The sequence below is a fragment of the Clostridium sp. CTA-19 genome, assembly GCF_054767855.1.
The window spans coordinates 1-16,936 of sequence record NZ_BAAABH010000025.1 but is presented as its reverse complement, the minus strand read 5'-3'; the positions used below and the strand labels follow the sequence as shown (position 1 = coordinate 16,936).

The following is a 16,936-nucleotide window of genomic DNA, read 5'->3' as shown; positions in this document are numbered from 1 at the left end:
TTAAAATTCAATATATACTAAAAAAGCTTATACTAAAAAGGCTATACTTAATATAAAACTTCAACGCTATATCTATTCAAAATTCTAAACAACTAAAAAGTGATACAAGCTTGTAATATCCTAAATTCAAAACTACATTTTACATAAAAATATTCTTAGTTATTGAATGAATTTAATTTCAAGCTTATATCACTATAGAATAGCTCTTTTAATTTTTAACTGTTATTTCTAAAACTTCATCTTTACCATCAACAAGAACTACAGAACCATCATAAATTTCTCCCGCAATTATCATTTTAGCTATTTTAGTCTCTAACACATTTCCAATGTATCTTTTTAATGGTCTTGCACCATAAACTGGGTCATAACCTTCCTTTACTAATATATCCTTTGCATCATCAGTTACTTTTAAGGTTATATTTCTATCACTTAATCTCCTTCTTACATCTTTTAAAAATATATCTATTATCTTTTTAATACCTTCTCCACTTAAAGGTTTAAACATTATAATATCATCTAATCTATTTAAGAATTCTGGCTTAAATCTTAACTTCATCTCATTCATTACAGCATTTTTTGCATCTTCACTTATTCCACTTTCATCTTGATTTTCTAACAAATAACTACTTCCTAAATTAGACGTCATAATGATAATTGTATTTTTAAAATCTACAGTTTTACCCTTATTATCTGTAAGCCTTCCATCATCTAATATTTGTAAAAATATATTAAATACGTCTTCATGGGCTTTTTCAATTTCATCAAATAATATTACTGAATATGGACTTCTTCTAACTGCTTCTGTTAATTGTCCTCCTTCTTCATAACCCACATATCCTGGAGGTGGTCCTATGAGTCTTGAAACTGAGTATTTCTCCATATATTCTGACATATCTATTCTTACAATATTTTCTTCACTATCAAACAAGTTTCTTGCAAGAGTTTTAGCAAGTTCTGTTTTACCAACACCAGTAGGCCCCAAGAATATAAATGAACCAATAGGTCTATTAGGATCTTTAAGCCCTGCTCTAGCTCTAAGTACTGCATTAGATACTGCATTTGTTGCCTCTTCTTGGCCTACTACTCTTTTTTGCAGCTCTTTTTCTAATCTTAAAAGTTTTTGTCTTTCACCTTCAACTAATCTTGTAACTGGAATACCAGTCCATTTTGAAACAATTTCAGATATTTCACTTTCCGTTACTTCTTCTTTTAAAAGAGCACCTTCATAATTTTTTTTCATTTCTTCTTCTTTGTCTTTTACTTGTCTTTCAAGTTCTGGAATTGTTCCATATTTAAGCTCTGCAACAGTATTTAAATCATATTCTCTTTCAGCCTTTTCTAAATCTCCACGAACTTTGTCAAGTTGAGATTTTAAATTTCTTATTTCTAAAATATGGCCTTTTTCCTTTTCATATTTGGCTGTCATTTCATCATTTTTTTCTTTTAATTCGGCAAGTTCTTTTTCTAGATTTTTAAGCCTTTTTTGTGAAGCCTCATCATTTTCTTTAGTTAATGCTTCTCTTTCTGTCTCAAGCATTAATTTTTTTCTTCTTATAATATCAAGTTCTGTTGGAAGAGAGTCTATTTCACTTCTTATCATAGCGCCAGCTTCATCTATTAAATCAATTGCTTTATCTGGAAGATATCTATCTTGAATATACCTATCTGAAAATTTCGCTGCAGCTACTATAGCTGAATCATGTATTCTTATTCCATGATGTATTTCGAACCTTTCTTTTAGCCCTCTTAAAATAGAAACTGTATCTTCTACTGTTGGCTCTTCTATTATAACTGTTTGGAATCTTCTTTCTAATGCTTTATCTTTTTCTATATATTGTCTATATTCATCAAAAGTTGTAGCCCCAATACAGTGAAGTTCCCCTCTTGCAAGTAATGGTTTAATTAAGTTACCTGCATCCATTGCTCCATCTGTTTTTCCAGCACCTACAATTGTATGAATTTCATCTATAAATAATATTATTTTTCCCTCTGAACTTTGAACTTCTTTTAATACTGCTTTTAATCTTTCTTCAAATTCGCCTCTATATTTAGCCCCTGCAATTAATGCACCCATGTCTAATGAGAAAATAATTCTATCTTTTAATCCTTCTGGAACATCTCCTCTTACTATTCTTTCTGCCAAACCTTCAACAATAGCAGTTTTACCAACACCAGGTTCTCCTATCAATACAGGATTATTTTTTGTTCTTCTTGAAAGTATTCTTATTGTTCTTCTAATTTCTTCATCACGTCCAATTACGGGATCTAGTTTGTGTTTTTTAGCAAGTTCAATAAGATTTGTTCCGTACTTTTTAAGTGCATCATATGTTCCTTCTGGATCTTGAGTATCAACTCTTTGATTACCTCTTACATCTGATAAAACTTTTAAAAATTCATTTTTATTTATATTAAATCTGTCTAATATTTTTCCAACTGCACCTTTTTTGTCAACTTCCATAATAGCAATCATTACATGTTCCACACTAATATATGAATCTTTAAATTCCGTTGCAATTTCATCTGCCTTAACTAAAACTTCATTTATTCTTCTTGTAGCTACTACACCTGAATTTTGAGCTCCTTCACCTAACACTTTAGGCATTCTATCCAATTCAGTATGCAAATCATTTCTAAGTACATTTATATTAACTGACATCTTTTCAAAAATATTAGGAATTAATCCATCTTCTTGATTTACAAGAGCTGCAAATAAATGTATTACATCCACTTGTTGATGATTATACTTTACGGCCTCACTATATGCATCATTTAAACTTTGTTGTACTCTTACAGTCATTTTATCTACATTCATATATTTTTATGTTGCAATAGATTTTATTAAAATTTATTGCAACATTTCACCTCCTCTTAATTTTCTAATTATTCTATTTAACAAAACACTTTAAAGTGAGTTTATATTTTAAGCGCATTCCATATTAGTTTTTCATTATATGTAAAAGTTATACATATAATAAACTTTTAGATAACTAAAATCTTGTTTATATTTAATATATTCATATTATCACCTTACCTTGTGTTCATATTTATTATAGTTCTAAAATTATTTTAACTTACTTTGTTATTATTATTATAAATTAACTTTTAAAATTATAATAAATAATTTAATTTCAATATATTTATAATAATATAAAAGTCAAAGAAAGTCAAAGTCTATTTTTCCTTTATTTTTACGTAAAATAAAGCACAATAAGACATCTATTTAAAATATCTTATTGTACTTTTCATATTTAACTTATAAATTTATAAATTGATTTTTTTATCTTACTAAATAATTTTGTAACGGGCTAATTCCACCAGTTAAATTATATATATATCTAAATCCATTTCTACTTAAAAATGAACTTGCTGTAAAACTTCTTGAACCAGAACTACAGTAAATAACAATGTTTTCATTTTTATATGGTTCTAATAAATCAATTTTTTCATTTAGCTCATCTATTGGTATAGATATTGCATTAGGTATATGACCATACTCAAATTCAGAATAAGATCTTACATCCAAAAATATAGCATCTCTATTGTTCAAAAAATTTATTGCTTCATATTTACTTATATTTTTCATAAACTCACCCCTTAGCAAGCTTTTAAATTATCTCTATAATATAATATACTAAGTTATCTATAATTGCTCTATTCAAATAAAAAAAAACTACTTTAAAATAAGATTAATATCTATTTTAAAGTAGTTTTTCACTATTTATTTTTATTACTAATCGCCTTTTCATATAAATAACTTACAGCATTTAATGAAGCAATTTGACCTTCTCCAGCTGATTTTATATAACCGTAAGGTTTTCCAATACAATCGCCAGCTGCAAAAGCTCCTTTTATATTTGTTTCCAGGTTTCTATTTACTTCTATATGACCGTCTGCAGATTTAAGTCCTGGCATTAACACATCTGGTGCTACACTATCTCTTAATATAAATAATCCTGATACTGTTAATTCTTTATCTTCAAATATTATCTTTTCAAAAGAATTTTCACCTTCAATAGATTTAATTTTACTGTGAATAACTTCTACATTATCACCTAAACTAAATTGGCCTTTAAACATTGGAACAAAGTATACTTTAGATGCCACTCCTTTTAAATAATCAACTTCTTCTAAAGAAGCTTGATTGTAACCAACAACAGCTACTTCTTTTCCTTTATATAATGGACCATCACAGGTTGCACAATAGCTTACACCTCTTCCTACAAGCTTTTCTTCTCCTTGTAGTAATTTTCCATAGTTTACTCCTGTTGCTAATATAACTGCATCTACTTTGTAAGATTTATCATTACAAACTACCGCAAAGAAGCTTCCCATTGAATACACGTTTGTTACTTTTTCATATGTTATTTTTATACCTATATCATCTATATGCTTCTTAAAATTGTTAGTAAGTTCTTTTCCACTTATACCTGGAAATCCAAGATAATTATCTATTTTTGGAGCTAGTTCTAACTTATTACTAAGATTCTCTTGACCAAAAATTACAAAGCTTTTATTTCTTATTTTTAAATTTAATGCAGCACTAATTCCTGCAGGACCACTTCCTATAATAGCTACATCATACTGTTTCATCTGTTCCATCTTAAATCATGCCTTTCTTTATTACATATGTTTGTTTAAAAATTCAACTAACATTTCTTTAGGTGCAAATCCACTAAATTTATCTACTAAGTCACCATCTTTAAATAATAACATAGTTGGAACCGCTGATATTTTATATGCAGATGCTTTTTCAACATTTGTATCTATATCTACTTTTCCTATAGTTAAATTATTATTCATCTCTCCTGCTAGTTCTTCTAAAACAGGTCCAAGCATTTTACATGGTCCACACCATGGTGCCCAGAAATCTACTAAAACTAAACCTTTTGAATTTAGAACCTCTTCATTAAAACTACTATCTGTTATATGTTTTATCATTTTTACCACTCCTTATAAATAGAATTTAATATTAGGTTATGCAAATGCACAATTGCTATACCTGTGCTTTTTAAAAATTTTAATAGCATTTGTATCCTTACATTAATATATTAAATTACAATAATTTTTATTAACAAATATCCCTTATCTTTTAATCTTATTTTATCATAAAGCATTTATATATTCAAATATTAAAATATATTTTTTAATATTTTATACAAAAGAAATTAATTATACTTTTAACTACTTAATTCATATAGAACTATAGGATTCCAAGTTGACTCTTAAATTTATTCATTCCAAAACTTGGATATCCAAAATAATGAGACATGTTCTGAATCAGTTAGAATTCAACACTGCATCTTGCATAAAAACATTTAAAGTTATTGAATAAATTCAAATGCGAGCTTGTTTCCCTATACAATAACCTAACTTAGAATCCTATATATTTTAAAATATGTACTTTCTATGAGTTTTTAATTATATCCTTTTTTTGCCACATACCTTTTTTATAATACCAAAAAGTTACAAACCATCCTACAATCCAGCCTACTGGTATTCCTACCCATATTCCATTTACACCTAAATATTTAGAAAATATATAGGATGCTGGAATTCTTACAGCCCATAATGAAATTATAGAACTTATTAATGAAAACATCGAATCCCCTGCTCCTCTTATAGCGCTGGTAAGCATAAAAGATGTAGATATTGCTATAAAGAATGGTCCAACAGTCATTAAATATCTTGAACCAATATCTACAACTTCCTTATCTGTATTAAAAAGCCCTATAAGTTCTTTGTTAAACATTAAAAATATTACTAAAACAACTATTGATAATGAAGCTGCCATAAATAAAGATGATTTTACTCCCTTTTTTATTCTATCTAACTTTCCTGCTCCCATATTTTGAGCAACAAAAGTAGAAACTGCTGCACCTAAATTCATTATTGGTATAGATATAAAAGTTTCAACCTTAGTCCCTGCCCCAAAAGCTGCCATAGCAGATGTTCCATAACCATTTACTAATGATTGAAGCGCTATATTGCCAAAAGAAAATAACATTTGTTGAATAGCACTAGGAATTCCAAGTCTTAATCCTTTTTTAAATATATCCTTATCATATTTTAATCCTTTAAATCTTATTTTTAAAACTTCATGCTTTTTATTAAGATAAATTATACTAAATATAAAAGAAATTCCTTGAGCTATTATAGTTGCCAATGCAACACCATTTACACCCATATTAAAATTTAATATAAAAACTATATCTAAAACTATATTTAAAATTGTAGATATTATAAGAAATATTAAAGGGTTAGTAGAATCACCAAGTCCTCTTAATATAGCACTTACAGAATTATATCCTGCTGAAAAAATAGTCCCTGAAAAAATAATTATAAGATATTCTTTTGACTGATTCATTATAACATCTGGAGTATTCATAATTTTTAATATAGGTTCACTAAAAATTATACCTATTATAGTAATAATAATTGATGTTATAAATATAAAAATATATGTTGTATCAATTGTACGTTTTATTTTTTTCATATTTTTAGAACCATAATATTGAGATACTAAAATTGAAAACCCAAGAGTAACTCCCATAAGTAACGATGTTAATAAAAACATAATTGGATTTGCCCCTGAAACAGCAGCCATTGCATCCTTACCAATAAAACGCCCAACAATTATACTATCTGCTGTATTGTATAATTGTTGAAACAAACTTCCTATAAGCATTGGTAATGCAAAAGTAAAAATCTGTTTTCCTTCATGTCCTTCTGTTAAATCCTTCATATTGCCCCCTTAAATTATAGTTACTACACAGTTATATTTCTATAACTATATTGACTATTGTATCAAAATTTTATTTTATATTCTATATTTTAAAAATAAATTTTTTCTTATATAAAACGCAGAATATTCTTTTAGTTTATTCACATACTAATTATGAATTTAATGATGAAAGGATGACAATTATGAAGACTAAAAATAGAAAAGAATATTCTGAAGAAAACTATTTGAAAAATGGAAACAAAACTCAAAATCAATTTGCCAAAAATAGTTTTAATACTACAATAGAAGAACCAGGAACTAACGAAAGTGGTATTATAGCTAAGAAAAAAGGTTTTTAAACCAATAGAAATAATCGCCTACATTTTGTTGGCGATTATTTTTTATAATGTATAATTTTACTCTTCTAATATATTTATTCCTACCATCTTCATTAAATATTTTGCATTTGTAGAGGTGGATCTTCCATTTTTTAATTTATAATCAAAAAGAATTTTATTTTCATTATAATTCTCTGCAAAATGAAAATTTTTTATCCTATTGTTAGTTTCAAGAGCACAAAGTTCTAAATCATGGGTAGTTATTAATCCAATTGCTCCTAACTTATTTAAATTTGCTAATACATTTTTAGCTCCTGTAATTCTATCTACAGAATTAGTTCCTCTAAAAATTTCATCTATTAGAAATATCATTTTGCTATTTTTATTAGAATAATCAATTATTTGTTTTATCCTTATAAGTTCTGCATAAAATGTAGATACACCATTTTTCAAATCATCACTAATTCTCATAGATGTATATATTTGAACTTTAGATGCAACCATCTCTTTCGCACACACTGGGGCTCCGTTATAAGCAAGAACAAGATTAATTCCTATTGTTCTTAAAAAAGTTGTCTTTCCTGACATATTAGATCCCGTTATTACAAATATCTCATCATCCATACTAAAGTCATTACAAACCCTAATAGAAGAATTTATAAGTGGGTGTCCCAAGTTCACAGCTTTTACTTTTAAAGATTTATCATTTATTTCACACATTGTAACATTGTCATTTATATGCATAAGCACAGAAAAACTTATTAAACTTTCTAATTCGCCTATTAAACTTAGCCACATTTCTATATTGCTTCCATATTTTTTATTCCAACTTTCAAGCGCAAATATACATTGATAATCCCAAAGAAATATTCCATTTAGGGGCAACATGAAAAAAGTATTAAATCTAAGATTTATCTTGTTCATAATTTTATTTAAATCTTTCATTCCCTTTAAAGATTCATTTCCAGTTTCAAAAAGTTTTTCTTTTAAATCTTTAAGCAATTCACTTTTAAATTCTTCATTTTCTATAAGTTTTAACAAATTATAGTATCCATCAAACCCACTTTTAAATTTAGATACTTCATAAAAACTTTGATTTATTTTGTTTAATCCCATTGCCCAAATTAAAAGTTGAATTGCTATTATAAGAAACGCTAGTTTAAAACCTAAAGTACCTTTAAATAATATTAGCGCTAAAGATATTGGAACTGTTATAATTGGAAGTATATATAGTATTTTTTTTATAAACCCTTTGTTGGTAATTTCCTTTTTTTCACTTCCATATTTAAATAAAAATCTTGGATTTTGTAGTTTTTCTCTATCTCTATATGCAGAGTTTTCTATGCTTTGGCAAAACTCTAACTTAGAAGATAACTCTTTTATTGCATCCTGTCTTTTCTTTATAATTTCCGTATCAAAATCAGGATTTAACAATGATTTAGATAACCTCTCTCTACCTATAAAAGTATTAGTAGTATTTATAAGCTGAAATAAGGATTTATCTCCAACAATATCTAAATCAAAAGAATATGGATGCTTTCTATCTATAAATTCTTCACCACAATCTTTGAAATTTACCCATTTTCCATTAGTTCTATCAATATAATCTTTATTTATTCCTATCATACCTTTAGCATATTGTAATTTATCACTAATATTTCTATGATAAACCACAAGTATTATAAAAGCTACATAACTTATAGCAAAACATATGCTATATATTGGAATTAAACCTAACTTCCATATAGCATAAGTAAAAAAAGCAGCTAATATAAACACTATAAGTCTTAATGCTCCTAAAATATTATAAGTTTTAGTAAAGCTTTTAGCTTCTTTTTCATAGTGTTTTAATCTCTCTTCAAAAACCATTTGACTTCTCCTTCATGTATATTTTAAATTTAGTTTCATCTTAATAATATGATTATAATCTAGAGATCTAACTTATACCATTATTACTTGAGAATTTTTAAGATTAAATTTCTATAAGATGTTTATTTTTTTATTTAATACCAAAAATTAAATTATAAGTTAAATGTAGAAAGTTCATCTCTATATAATAAAGTTTAAATAGAAATTTATTTATATATTAACATATTATACCTCATAATTTGTTTTTTATCATAATAAAAATCTAAATTATAAAAACTACTGTTTTCTACGTTTATACTACTGCTAAAAAATCTTTTCACCTTTCAATTATATTCCAATTATATTTTTAATAAACTAAATATACAAAAAGACTATTTCAAAATAATTTTATATTTTGAAATAGTCCTTTTAATTAATTTTAACGTCTATTATTTATTTGATAGTTTTGTGTTCCAGGGTTTTCTTGATGATTGGGAAAAGTATTTTTATCTGGAAGGTGTCCAGAATTTTCAAATTTTTCTTTATAATATTTTTCATTTTCATCTTTTATTTCTTTTGAAGTTTTCACAGGATTCACCTTCTTCCTAATTATTTTTAACAGGAATAGTATTTTTTATTTCTAAGCAGTTTTATTATAAGCTTTAAGTACTTTATTAAATTCATCCCCTCTACTTATTGAAGTATATTGTATTTCATTATTTAATCGTGTAACTCTGTATGCATATGCTTCATTAGCATTTTTAGGACCTGCAATTATATACTCCTTATCATCTAATTTCAGCTTATCTATAAGCTCCATTTCAACTTCATTACCATGAGAGTCATTAATTTTAAAAATTTCTGCCATGTTAAATACCTCCTAAATTAAGTTTTACAAAATATTTTTTATTACATATTTAAGATGTGCAAATTCAATAAAATATATAACAAGTTTTAATTGCACTTATAGGAAATATAGGGATACAGTTAATAAAAAAATTTTATTAAACAAAAAACACCAGCTATAATGCTGGCATTTAGTTTTCTTATTGTATTTTTTCTAAAAGGAAGTTATAGAATTCTAGAGCTTTTTCATTGCTTTCAAATACACCTTGAGCTCTTTTTTTATTTCCTCCACCTTTTCCATCAAAAGATTTTATATTTTCTTTAAACATTTTGCCACACTCTATAGCAAAATCTCCATTATAAGTTAAAACCACTTGTTTATCTGTCTCAGATAAAGCTAAAATGATACATTCTTTATTTTTATTTATTTCCTTTATATATAGCTCTATGTCCTGTAATGTTTCATCTTTAAAAGTTATATTTATTAATTTTTTATCGCCTAAATTTCTTAATATCTCTTTAGTTTCTAAAAATACTATTTTTTCTTTTAAGTCCTTAACTTCTTTATTTAAAGATTTTATAGTAGTTTGATTTTCTCTTGTTATTGGAATTATTTGATCTAGTTTACAACCTAGCATTTGATAAACTGTAGAAAGAATTTCGTGTTTTTTATTATAATCTTTGTTAACTCTTTCTCCACATTTAAAATAAACCCTAGTTTTTCCTTTATAATTTTCCCATTTTAATATTTTTATAGTTTCAACTTGACAAGTATTTTCTACATGTGTTCCGCAACATCCACTAAAATCAAAATTTCCAATTTGGACAACTCTAATATTTTTCTCAACATTAACTTTTTTCCTTAATGTAATTTCTTGAGTTTTTAAATCATCTACCACATATGTTTTTACTGGTAAATCCATTGATATAACACTATCTGCTATATCTTCTACCTTGGAAACCATATCTTTAGTTAAATTTTTAATATCAATATCTATACTTACATATTCTTCACCTAAATGAAAACTATCATTATTAGCTCCATAAAGATATTTAAACACTCCTGACAATATATGTTCACCAGTATGTTGCTGCATGTAATCAAATCTTCTATTAAAATCTATAATTCCTCTAACTTTATCCTTATTAATTTTTTCTTCCATAACATGATATATTAAATCATCTTTTTCATACACGTATATAACATTTAATCCATCTATTGTTCCTATGTCACAAGGCTGTCCTCCACCTTCTGGATAAAAAGCTGTTCTCTGTAAAACAACATGATATTTTCCATCAATTTCTTCTATTTTTTCTACTTTAGAATCAAATTCTTTTAGATATAGATTATCATAATATAATTTTATAGTCATAAATAAACCTCTCTGCAATATTAATTGTTTTAAACATTTTAATAATTATCAATAAAAATTTCAACAGTTTTTGAAAAGTTTTCTCCAAAAAAATGTTAATTTTTCATTAATATATTAATTTATATAATAATTCTTTACATTACGAACTATTATATACTATTTTTACAAATTAATCTAATATCTTAATTTTTCCAATCTTAACTTAATTTTACCTTCATATCCTAAATCACTAGGATTGTAATATTGTTTCTCTTTTATTTTATGTGGTAAATACTGTTGTTTTACATAATGATTTTTATAATCGTGTGGATATAAATATTTTTCTTTATCACTATACAGCCTTTCAGCTCCACTGTAACCCTTTTCTCTTAAATGATTAGGAACTTCTCCTATATCTTCTTTTTCAATATCTTTAAGTGCCATATTTATAGCATTGTAAGAAGCATTGCTTTTAGGAGCAGAGGCTACATAAGTTACTGCTTGTGCTAAAAGTATTCTAGCCTCTGGCATACCAATTTCCTTTATTCCATCTAAGCAAGCTTTTGCAATAAGCAGAGCATATGGGTCTGCATTTCCTACATCTTCGCTAGCAGCTATTAAGATTCTTCTTGCTATAAACTCTATATCTTCTCCTGCATAAAGCATTCTTGCCAAATAGTGTATGGCTGCATCTGGATCCGATCCCCGCATACTTTTTATAAAAGCAGAAACAACATCATAATGATTATCACTATTTTTGTCATAATTTATATGTTTTCTTTGTATACATTCTTCTATAGTTTTTAGATCTATATCAATTATTCCATTACTATTTTTATTTGTAGTAAGTACTGCAAGTTCAAGGGCATTTAACGCTCTTCTACCATCTCCATTTGAACACTCTACTAAAAAATTAAGAGCATCATCTTGAAGGTTTATATTTATATTACCAAATCCCTTTTCTTTATTATTAAGTGCTCCTTTTACCATCTTTTCTATGTGTTTTTTATTTAAAGGATCTAATTTAAATATCATAGCTCTTGAAATTAGTGCCTTATTAACTTCAAAAAAAGGATTTTCCGTTGTAGCACCAACTAAAATTATTCGTCCTTTCTCCACATGTGGAAGAAGTGCATCCTGTTGATTTTTATTAAATCTGTGTATCTCATCTATAAATACTATAGTTTTTTTCCCTTCCATATTTAAGCTGTTTTCAGCCTTATCTATGGTTTCTCTTAGCTCTTTCAAATTGCTTGTAACTGCATTTAATGATTTAAATTTACTTTTTGTAGTTTTGGCTATTATTCTTGCCAAACTAGTCTTTCCTATACCTGGTGGGCCATATAATATTAGTGAAGAAAGTCTATCTGCATTTATAGCTCTATATAAAAGTTTGTCTTTAGCTAATATATGTTCTTGTCCTATATACTCATCTAAAGTTTCTGGCTTTAATCTTTCAGCTAAAGGTGAATTGTCTTTAATTTCTATATTATCTTCATTTTGTGAATTGTTACTATCAAATAAACTGATATTTTCAAAATTCATCTTATTTATTCTAATCCTTTCTATAATGTTATAGGGCTAAACTTATTAATGAGTTCTAAAATCTAAAACTAAAAAATTAAAATTTAGAACCTTATAAATTCATTTAAAAATAAATCTATATGTGATTTATCTGTTACCTCTAAAAAATTAACTTTATTATTGTTTAAATACCGATTGATTATAAGAGTACTATCAATACTGCTTTTGCTATTTTTATAAGAATTTTTCTCAAAAGTATTAAAAATACTTTTTATTGTTCTTTCTAACGTTTTTATATCTAAATTTTCTTTATCATATTTTTCACAGTAGAATATTTTATTATATATACAAAATACTTTAAATGTATTTTTATTTAAATTTTCTACCATAAGTATATTTTTATTCTTTATTTTAACAGAGTTTAATAGTGCTTCTCTGATAAAATTTAAACTTTTAATATCTTCTCTAAAATTAATTGCATTTTCAAAATCCAAAGTCAAAGAGGCATTTTTCATTTCATTTTGAAATATATCTAAAAGTTTTGTATTTAATAAACTTAAGTATTCTATTGCTATATTCAAGTTATTATAATATATTTCTTTTATATTATGATTTATACAAACACCTAAACAGTTTTTTAAATTATAATTTAGACAGCTGGATTTCAATATTCTATTACAAGTTCTTAACTTTAATATTTTACTTATACTAAAACATACTTTTTCTACCACACTTAAACTTGTAAAAGGGCCAAAATAAAGATTATATTCACTTATAGGCTCATAACTAACCAAAATCCTTGGATAATCTTCTTCTAAGGTAATTTCAATATATGGATACCTCTCAGTATTCTTTAATAGTCTATTATAAGTTGGTTTATACCTATCTATAAGCTCTTTTTCTAAAAGTAATGCTTCAATTTCAGTATCTAAATATATATATTCAAAATCTGCTATATTTTTAATAAGCTTTTCCACTTTACTTGTACGATTTTTAATATTACTAAAATAACTTGATACTCTGTTTTTTAAATTTTTAGATTTCCCTACATATATAATTATATCAAATTTATCCTTCATAAGATAAACTCCAGGGTACTCTTTTAAACTCTTAGCCTTCGTTTTAAGCATTTTCGAAATCCTTTCATCTTATCTTTAGTACTATTATACACAAGTAAACTATAAAATAAAAATATATAATTAATAAAATGAACTTTCCTATCGCTCAAAAATAGAGGTACTTTTTCAGCACCTCTACTTCTTGTTGTTTACAATTTAAATAATTTTTTTATTCTTCTGAAACTAATAATGCTACTACAGATGATCCCGTTACATTTGTCATTGTTCTTATCATATCTATTATAGCATCCACACCTATAACCATAGCTAGTCCCTCTATCGGTAACCCTAAAGAGGCAAGAACTACTGTTGTTGACATAGTTGCTGCTCCTGGAACTCCTGCTATACCTATAGAACTTATAACTGTTGTTACTACCAATAATCCATAATGGGTCATTGTTAAATCTATTCCAAATACATTTGCTACAAATATAGCAACAATTGCTGGATATATTCCACCACAACCATTCATACCTATAGTAGATCCAAGAGGTGCTACAAAACTTGCAACTTCTTCTGGAATGTTCGCTCTTTCAACTAGACTTTTAATAGTAACAGGTAATGCTCCATAACTACTTTGAGTAGTAAAAGCTACTATTTGTGCTGGAGATATTGCTTTAAAAAAGTGTATAGGATTTTTCTTTTTTATAGCTAATATTAATCCGCTATAAACTACCCCTATTTGTATTATGCAGGCTACATATACCGCTACAATCATTGTCCCTAATGGAAGTAATGTTGAAATACCATTTTCCGCTGATAATTTTGCCATTAATGCAAATACTCCATATGGTGTGAAATTCAATATAATTCTAGTTACTCTTACTAAGATTACATTTAAAGATGTAATAAAATCTTTAAATGGTTTTATTTTTTCTGGATATATATTTCCCTCAATAACCATTGCTATTGCTATAAAAAGTGAAAATATGATAACAGGTATTATTTTTCCTTCTGCCATTGATTGTATAGGATTGGTTGGTAGCATGTCCATTAAAACAGTATTAAAATTAGGTATTTCTCTTGCTTTAAATCCTTCTGCTACTATATAGTTCATACCACTTCCTACATTAAAAACTTTACCTATAATAATACCTACCATGGTAGCAATAGCTGTTGTTAACAATAAGAAAAATATTGTTTTTATTCCTAAGGATTTTAACTTTTCTCCATCTTTCAAATTAGTTATACTTCCAATTAAAGAAACTATAACTAGAGGTATTACAAGCATCTTAATAAAAGATATGTATATAGTCCCTACATACTGAACATAAGATATTTTCTCTTTAAATATAATCCCTGCAACTACACCTAAGCCTAAACCTACTAAAATTCTTAAAGAAAAATTTATTTCCTTAAATTTTAACCAATATAAAAAAATCATAACTACTACTAGGATAAATGCTGATATAAACAAATCCATATTTCTTCCTCCATTTTCTATTTTAAATTAACTGTAAAACTTATAATGAAACAAGATTGCAAATTAGAGTTTTGTGTAGATACATAAATTCTAGTAAACTTATTCTAGAACTTCTTTATCTATAAATCTGTTTTTTATCAATGTTTTCCTTGGCCAAGTAATAATTGATATTAGTATTATTAATACAAATAATGAAATGTTATGCATTTTTAATATGTTTAACTTTTAAAAATCTTGAAAATAAAAAAATCTTCTGCCTCTGATATTCTCAGAGGCAGAAGATATAATTCCGCGATTCCACTCTAATTAAGCACATAGTATGCTCATCTCATTTTAGGTACATATATAATACCCTATCTCTATAACGGGAGAACCCGTAAAAACCTACTATAAATTTCGGCATTTCCACTCCTAGGGGCACTTGGGCCAATTTTTTTATAAACTCTCTCAGCAAATGAGTTTTTCTCTGTAGTAAATACATTAACTTACTTTCCCTATTCAACGTGTTATATTTAATCTTGTTGAGGTTTATTATACTTACAAAAAATATATGTGTCAATATATTTTTTGTATTTTTTATTATCTAAATTTAAAATAAAATAAAAAATCAATATAGATTACTTTCATCTAACGCTGCTATAATAGCTTTTGATATTGTTTTAGCCATAGTATAAACCTGATTCAATCTTAAATTATTTAAAAGGTCATAAACAACCTCTTCTTCTGTACCAACTATACCAGTTATAGATAAATCACCTACTTCTGGAAGACTCTTTTTAAACCCTAACCCTGGAAAAATAGAATCCTTCTTAACCATTATTTTATTTATTTCATCTAAATTACCAACTGAGGCATCAATTGCTATTACATAAGGATTTTTATGATTTTTTTCTATTATTTTTAAAGTCTTTTTTAAGTTTTTTGCATGAACAGGATTTTTAAGTGTTCCATAAATTTCACATGGACATTTCATCTCAATTAAAAATTCTCCAGTTAATGGACCTAAGCAATCTCCTAATATTTTATCTGTTCCTATAGCTAAAATTATTATTTCTCTGTCTTCTATATCTTTAATGCAATTTAATATGTCAAGTTTTATACTATCATAAAAAACTACCTCTTTCATTATTCCTCCTTCATTTATAAAAATTCTAGGTTATTATACTTTATATAAAACGCCCTTATTTTAAATGAAAATTCATAATTAGTTTTTTGAAAATTTAAATCTCTAATCCTTTATTATTTATCAACACAATTTTAATTTGTATTCTATTAAAACATATTAATAATCTATTTTAATTATACTATGATTACTTTAACATAAATATATAAAATACAAATTTTACTAATTATTAATTTTATTTATTGTCTGTCACTATATATACTAACTAACTTATTTAATATTTATTAAATGTCACTATTTATAATAATTATTAGTTTAATATTTAATCACTGTCACTAAAAATATGACTTAAATACATTAATTTTTAGTATGTAGTCAATTGAATTTACCAAAATTGATTTTTTTAAATAGTTTATGATAGCTTGTACAATTTTAAAGCTACTATAATATCAAYTCTTTAATTTTTYCAAAAAAATCACTAAATTATTGAGGCTTCTTTTGCTATGAACTTTTTAAATATGTTTTTATATTTACTATTATGTCGGAGAAGCTCTATTCCATAATTAGTTAATGTGCATACTCTACTTGCAGTTATCCCCCCTAACTCTTTTCCTATTTCAAGTGAGTTTATATCACATAATGA

The 16,936-nt window shown here is 26.1% G+C and carries 14 protein-coding genes and 1 other annotated feature; of the genes, 1 reads left to right on the top strand and 13 read right to left on the bottom strand.

The genetic code is table 11. The annotated features are described in order from the left end of the window. Window positions 1-208: 208 nt before the first annotated feature. The 5 genes from clpB to ACYUE0_RS13215 all read right to left on the bottom strand — a co-directional run bounded on the left by clpB (window position 209) and on the right by ACYUE0_RS13215 (window position 6,742). Complete coding sequence (clpB, locus tag ACYUE0_RS13235; RefSeq protein WP_460270944.1) at window positions 209-2,812, bottom strand: ATP-dependent chaperone ClpB; 2,604 nt, start codon at window positions 2,810-2,812, stop codon at window positions 209-211. A gap of 465 nt (window positions 2,813-3,277) precedes the next feature. Then, on the bottom strand, window positions 3,278-3,583 hold the full coding sequence (locus ACYUE0_RS13230) for a rhodanese-like domain-containing protein (RefSeq protein ID WP_010295603.1): 306 nt from the start codon (window positions 3,581-3,583) through the stop codon (window positions 3,278-3,280). Window positions 3,584-3,714: 131 nt separating this feature from the next. After that, on the bottom strand, window positions 3,715-4,599 hold the full coding sequence (locus ACYUE0_RS13225; protein ID WP_199869659.1) for an NAD(P)/FAD-dependent oxidoreductase: 885 nt from the start codon (window positions 4,597-4,599) through the stop codon (window positions 3,715-3,717). A 21-nt stretch (window positions 4,600-4,620) separates the two neighbouring features. Beyond that, window positions 4,621-4,938: a thioredoxin gene (gene trxA / locus ACYUE0_RS13220; RefSeq protein ID WP_061995831.1), complete on the bottom strand. Its 318-nt coding sequence runs from the start codon at window positions 4,936-4,938 to the stop codon at window positions 4,621-4,623. A gap of 466 nt (window positions 4,939-5,404) precedes the next feature. Next, on the bottom strand, window positions 5,405-6,742 hold the full coding sequence (locus tag ACYUE0_RS13215; protein ID WP_199869660.1) for an MATE family efflux transporter: 1,338 nt from the start codon (window positions 6,740-6,742) through the stop codon (window positions 5,405-5,407). Between the two features lie 182 nt (window positions 6,743-6,924). On the opposite strand from ACYUE0_RS13215, the gene ACYUE0_RS13210 reads away from it, so the two are divergent. Beyond that, complete coding sequence (locus tag ACYUE0_RS13210) at window positions 6,925-7,080, top strand: hypothetical protein (protein ID WP_164474743.1); 156 nt, start codon at window positions 6,925-6,927, stop codon at window positions 7,078-7,080. Between the two features lie 57 nt (window positions 7,081-7,137). Here the strand turns inward: ACYUE0_RS13210 and ACYUE0_RS13205 are convergent, their stop codons facing one another. The 8 genes from ACYUE0_RS13205 to yyaC all read right to left on the bottom strand — a co-directional run bounded on the left by ACYUE0_RS13205 (window position 7,138) and on the right by yyaC (window position 16,296). After that, window positions 7,138-8,928 (bottom strand): MutS-related protein, encoded by a 1,791-nt coding sequence (locus ACYUE0_RS13205; protein WP_199869661.1) that lies wholly within the window; start codon window positions 8,926-8,928, stop codon window positions 7,138-7,140. Window positions 8,929-9,346: 418 nt separating this feature from the next. Further along, a complete protein-coding gene (locus tag ACYUE0_RS13200; RefSeq protein ID WP_157450891.1) occupies window positions 9,347-9,496 on the bottom strand; it encodes a hypothetical protein in 150 nt (49 codons plus the stop codon). A gap of 51 nt (window positions 9,497-9,547) precedes the next feature. Continuing rightward, on the bottom strand, window positions 9,548-9,775 hold the full coding sequence (locus ACYUE0_RS13195; protein WP_061995828.1) for a DUF1292 domain-containing protein: 228 nt from the start codon (window positions 9,773-9,775) through the stop codon (window positions 9,548-9,550). A gap of 178 nt (window positions 9,776-9,953) precedes the next feature. Next, the gene (locus tag ACYUE0_RS13190) at window positions 9,954-11,126 is read right to left on the bottom strand and encodes an alanyl-tRNA editing protein (RefSeq protein ID WP_460270943.1); all 1,173 of its coding nucleotides are present in this window, start codon (window positions 11,124-11,126) and stop codon (window positions 9,954-9,956) included. A 174-nt stretch (window positions 11,127-11,300) separates the two neighbouring features. Further along, window positions 11,301-12,650 carry a replication-associated recombination protein A gene (locus tag ACYUE0_RS13185; RefSeq protein WP_460270941.1) on the bottom strand — a complete coding sequence of 450 codons (1,350 nt, stop codon included), beginning with the start codon at window positions 12,648-12,650 and terminating at the stop codon, window positions 11,301-11,303. Window positions 12,651-12,733: 83 nt separating this feature from the next. Then, entirely contained in the window at window positions 12,734-13,759 is a 1,026-nt protein-coding gene (locus ACYUE0_RS13180) for a GIY-YIG nuclease family protein (RefSeq protein WP_460270940.1), read from the bottom strand. Window positions 13,760-13,916: 157 nt separating this feature from the next. Beyond that, window positions 13,917-15,170, bottom strand: a complete 1,254-nt coding sequence (locus ACYUE0_RS13175; RefSeq protein WP_061995825.1) for a dicarboxylate/amino acid:cation symporter — start codon at window positions 15,168-15,170, stop codon at window positions 13,917-13,919. A 267-nt stretch (window positions 15,171-15,437) separates the two neighbouring features. Next, window positions 15,438-15,681: a binding site (T-box leader), on the bottom strand. Between the two features lie 96 nt (window positions 15,682-15,777). After that, the gene (yyaC, locus tag ACYUE0_RS13170) at window positions 15,778-16,296 is read right to left on the bottom strand and encodes a spore protease YyaC (RefSeq protein WP_460270939.1); all 519 of its coding nucleotides are present in this window, start codon (window positions 16,294-16,296) and stop codon (window positions 15,778-15,780) included. Between the last annotated feature and the right edge of the window lie 640 nt (window positions 16,297-16,936).

Bases quoted from the DNA above. Each gene is read 5' to 3' on its own strand.
- trxA (WP_061995831.1), bottom strand. From the start codon at position 4,938: ATGATAAAACATATAACAGATAGTAGTTTTAATGAAGAGGTTCTAAAT.
- ACYUE0_RS13210 (WP_164474743.1), top strand. From the start codon at position 6,925: ATGAAGACTAAAAATAGAAAAGAATATTCTGAAGAAAACTATTTGAAA.
- clpB (WP_460270944.1), bottom strand. From the start codon at position 2,812: ATGAATGTAGATAAAATGACTGTAAGAGTACAACAAAGTTTAAATGAT.
- ACYUE0_RS13205 (WP_199869661.1), bottom strand. From the start codon at position 8,928: ATGGTTTTTGAAGAGAGATTAAAACACTATGAAAAAGAAGCTAAAAGC.
- ACYUE0_RS13230 (WP_010295603.1), bottom strand. From the start codon at position 3,583: ATGAAAAATATAAGTAAATATGAAGCAATAAATTTTTTGAACAATAGA.
- ACYUE0_RS13180 (WP_460270940.1), bottom strand. From the start codon at position 13,759: ATGCTTAAAACGAAGGCTAAGAGTTTAAAAGAGTACCCTGGAGTTTAT.
- ACYUE0_RS13215 (WP_199869660.1), bottom strand. From the start codon at position 6,742: ATGAAGGATTTAACAGAAGGACATGAAGGAAAACAGATTTTTACTTTT.
- ACYUE0_RS13190 (WP_460270943.1), bottom strand. From the start codon at position 11,126: ATGACTATAAAATTATATTATGATAATCTATATCTAAAAGAATTTGAT.
- ACYUE0_RS13225 (WP_199869659.1), bottom strand. From the start codon at position 4,599: ATGGAACAGATGAAACAGTATGATGTAGCTATTATAGGAAGTGGTCCT.
- yyaC (WP_460270939.1), bottom strand. From the start codon at position 16,296: ATGAAAGAGGTAGTTTTTTATGATAGTATAAAACTTGACATATTAAAT.
- ACYUE0_RS13195 (WP_061995828.1), bottom strand. From the start codon at position 9,775: ATGGCAGAAATTTTTAAAATTAATGACTCTCATGGTAATGAAGTTGAA.
- ACYUE0_RS13185 (WP_460270941.1), bottom strand. From the start codon at position 12,650: ATGAATTTTGAAAATATCAGTTTATTTGATAGTAACAATTCACAAAAT.
- ACYUE0_RS13175 (WP_061995825.1), bottom strand. From the start codon at position 15,170: ATGGATTTGTTTATATCAGCATTTATCCTAGTAGTAGTTATGATTTTT.